At 71.6% G+C, this 3,196-nt stretch carries 4 protein-coding genes; all 4 read left to right on the forward strand.

From position 1 onward, the window contains the following. A partial coding sequence (locus tag ETD86_RS53495; RefSeq protein WP_138674253.1) for an ABC transporter substrate-binding protein occupies positions 1–828 on the forward strand: 828 nt, incomplete at its 5' end. Positions 829–830: 2 nt separating this feature from the next. After that, positions 831–1,865 carry a FecCD family ABC transporter permease gene (locus ETD86_RS53500; RefSeq protein ID WP_138674254.1) on the forward strand — a complete coding sequence of 345 codons (1,035 nt, stop codon included), beginning with the start codon at positions 831–833 and terminating at the stop codon, positions 1,863–1,865. Further along, positions 1,862–2,629, forward strand: coding sequence for an ABC transporter ATP-binding protein (locus ETD86_RS53505; protein ID WP_138674255.1), 768 nt, complete (start codon positions 1,862–1,864; stop codon positions 2,627–2,629). Before ETD86_RS53500 ends, ETD86_RS53505 begins: the two co-directional genes overlap by 4 nt. Then, positions 2,626–3,196: adenosylcobinamide amidohydrolase (locus ETD86_RS53510; RefSeq protein ID WP_138674256.1), on the forward strand; the 571-nt coding region annotated here is incomplete at its 3' end. The genes ETD86_RS53505 and ETD86_RS53510, both read left to right, overlap by 4 nt.

Genomic DNA, 3,196 nt, shown 5'->3' on the forward strand with positions numbered 1-3,196 from the left:
TCCGCGGACTTCCCCGTGACGATCGAAGCCGGCAACGGCAAGGTCACCCTCGCCAAGAAGCCGGAGCGGATCGTCTCCCTCTCGGCCACCCACACCGAGACCCTGTTCGCCATCGGCGCGGGATCCCAGGTCGTCGCGGTCGACAACCAGTCCAACTACCCGCCCGAGGCCCCCAAGACCGACCTGTCCGGCTTCAAGCCGAACGTCGAGGCCATCGTGGCCCAGAAGCCCGACCTCGTCATCCTCTCCGACGACCTCGACAAGGTGGTCGCCGAGCTCGGCAAGGTCAACGTGCCGGTCCTGCTCCAGCCCGCCGCCACCAAGATCGACGAGGCGTACGAGGAGATCACCGAGCTCGGCGCGGCCACCGGGAACAAGGCCAAGGCCGAAGAGGTCGTCTCCGGCATGAAGGCGGCCCTGGACAAGCTGGCCGCCGAGGCGCCCAAGGACAAGAAGCTCAGCTACTATCACGAGCTCGACCAGACGCCGTACGCGGCGACCTCGCAGACCTTCATCGGGCAGGTCTACTCGATGTTCGGCCTCGTCAACATCGCGGACAAGGCGCCCGACGCGGCCGGCGGCTATCCCAAGCTGTCGGCCGAGTTCGTGGCTCAGGCCGATCCGGACCTGATCTTCCTGGGCGACGTCAAGTGCTGCCAGCAGAGCAAGGACACGCTGGCCAAGCGGCCGGGCTGGAAGAACCTGTCGGCCATCAAGAACGACCAGGTGATCCAGCTCGACGACGACATCGCCTCCCGGTGGGGCCCGCGTATCGTCCAGCTCGCCGAGGCCATCGCCGCCGCCGTGTCCAAGGCCGGCGCGAGCTGACCATGACGATGCAGGCCGGCCCGTCCAGGGCCAGACCCCTCTGGGTGGCGGGCGCCCTGGGCGTGCTGGCCGTGTCCATGGTCGCCGGGCTCCTCGACGGCGCCGCCGACATCTCGCCGTGGCGGGTGGTGCTCCAGGCCGTGGACTGGCTGCCGCTCGTCCACGTCGACTCGGGCCTCGCTCCCGTCGAGCAGGGCCTGCTGTACGAGCTGCGGCTGCCCCGGGTGCTCGTCGCCGCCGTGGTCGGCGGGCTGCTGGCCATGGCGGGAGCCGCGTACCAGGGGGTGTTCCGCAACCCGCTCGCGGACCCGTACCTGCTGGGCGCCGCCGCCGGGGCGGGGCTCGCCACGACGGTGGCCATCGTGGCGCTGCCGTCCGTGGCGGCGAGTATCCCGGTCGCGGCCTTCCTGGGGGCCGTGGGTGGTGTGTTCCTGGCGTACACGCTGGGCAACACGGCCGGGCGCGCGGGTGGCACCGCCACGCTGGTGCTGGCCGGGGTGGCGGTCACGTCGTTCCTGACCGCGATCCAGACGTTCGTGCAGCAGTTCAAGGTCGAGGAACTGCAGCGCATCTACTCGTGGATCCTCGGCGACGTCGGCGGCGGATGGGACCAGCTCTGGCTGGTGCTCCCGTACGCAGCCGTCTCCTCCGTCCTGCTCCTGCTGCACGGGCGGATGCTCGACGTGCTCTCCGTGGGCGACGAGGAGGCCACGAGCCTCGGCCTGCGGGCCGCCAGGGTGCGCTTCACGGTGTTGCTGGCGGCGTCGCTGGCCACCGCGGCGGCGGTGGCCGTGAGCGGGTTGATCGGGTTCGTGGGCATCGTCGTGCCGCACGTCGTGCGGCGGCTTGCGGGTGGCTCGTACCGGATCGTGCTGCCGCTGTCGCTCATCGGCGGCGCGGCGTTCCTGGTGCTGGCCGACCTCGTCGCCCGCACCGTGCTCGCGCCGGCCGAGCTGCCGATCGGCGTGGTCACGATGTTCGTGGGGGCGCCGTTCTTCGTCACCGTCCTGCGCATGACGCGGCGGGCCGTCACATGATCGAGACCGGAGGCCTGTCCGTACGGCTCGGCGAGCGCGAGGTCGTCCGCGACGTCGACCTGCGGGTACGCAAGGGCGAATGGCTGGCGATCATCGGGCCCAACGGGGCCGGCAAGTCCACCCTGCTCAAGGCCGTCATGGGGCTGGTCGCGCACCGGGGCGACGTCATGCTCTCCGGGCGGCCGGGGGCGGGACTGAAGCCGCGGGAACGGGCCAGGCTGCTGGCGTACGCGCCGCAGACGCCCGCGCTGCCGCCCGACATGACGGTCTTCGACTACGCGCTGCTGGGGCGGACGCCGTACATCCCGTATTTGGGCCGCGAGAGCCGCCACGACCGGGAGGTCGCCGCGTCCGTGCTCGACCGGCTGGACCTGACCGCCCTGGCCGGGCGCCATGTCGGCGAATTGTCGGGCGGTGAGCGGCAGCGGGTCGTGCTGGCCAGGGCGCTCGCCCAGCAGGCGCCCGTGCTGCTGCTCGACGAGCCGACCACCGCGCTCGACCTCGGCCACCAGCAGCAGGTTCTGGAACTGGTGGACCGGCTCAGGCGAGCCGACGGGCTCACCGTCGTCACCACCCTGCACGACCTGACGGTGGCGGGCCTGTACGCGGACGCGCTGCTGCTGCTCGCCGACGGCCACGCCGTCGCCTCCGGCAAGCCGGCCCAGGTGCTGACCGAGGAACTGGTGGGACGGCACTTCGACGCCCATGTCAAGATCGAGCCAGGGCCGGACGGGCGGCCCGTCGTGCACCTGGTCAGGGGATGATCGTGAAGCTGACGTATCGGGTGGAGGAGGGGGCCCGGCTCGGGGCGCTGCTGTGGGAGTTCGGGCCCGGGTGGCGGATGATCTCCTCGGCGATGCTCGGCGGCGGGATCGGGACGCGGGAATGGGTGCTGAACGCGCAGGTCGTGGCCGGGTATGCGCGGATGGACCCGGTGGATCATCTCCGCTCGTTAGGTCCTGGGGGAGAGGGCGTGGGCATGATGACCGCCGCGTCGGTGGATCGGTACGTGCGGGCCGCCGACGGCGGCGTGGAGGCCTTCGCGACCGTGGGGCTCCGGGTGCCCACCTGGGCGGCGGCGCCGGAGGGGTTCGAGGACCCCGAGCTGGCGCCCATGCGGGTCGGGACCATCAACATCGTCACCGTGGTGCCTGTCGCCATGACCGATGCGGCGCTGGTCAACGCCGTGATGACGGTTACGGAGGCCAAGTCGCAGGCGTTGATCGAGGCGGGGTTCCCCTGCACGGGGACGGCGTCGGACGCCGTGTGCGTGGCCGTGCCCGTCGATGGGCCGGAGGAGTTGTTCGGGGGGCCGCGGTCGGAGTGGGGGG

Source organism: Nonomuraea turkmeniaca, assembly GCF_005889735.1.
Taxonomy (GTDB): Bacteria; Actinomycetota; Actinomycetes; order Streptosporangiales; family Streptosporangiaceae; genus Nonomuraea; species Nonomuraea turkmeniaca.

Bases quoted from the DNA above. Each gene is read 5' to 3' on its own strand.
- ETD86_RS53505 (WP_138674255.1), top strand. From the start codon at position 1,862: ATGATCGAGACCGGAGGCCTGTCCGTACGGCTCGGCGAGCGCGAGGTC.
- ETD86_RS53500 (WP_138674254.1), top strand. From the start codon at position 831: ATGACGATGCAGGCCGGCCCGTCCAGGGCCAGACCCCTCTGGGTGGCG.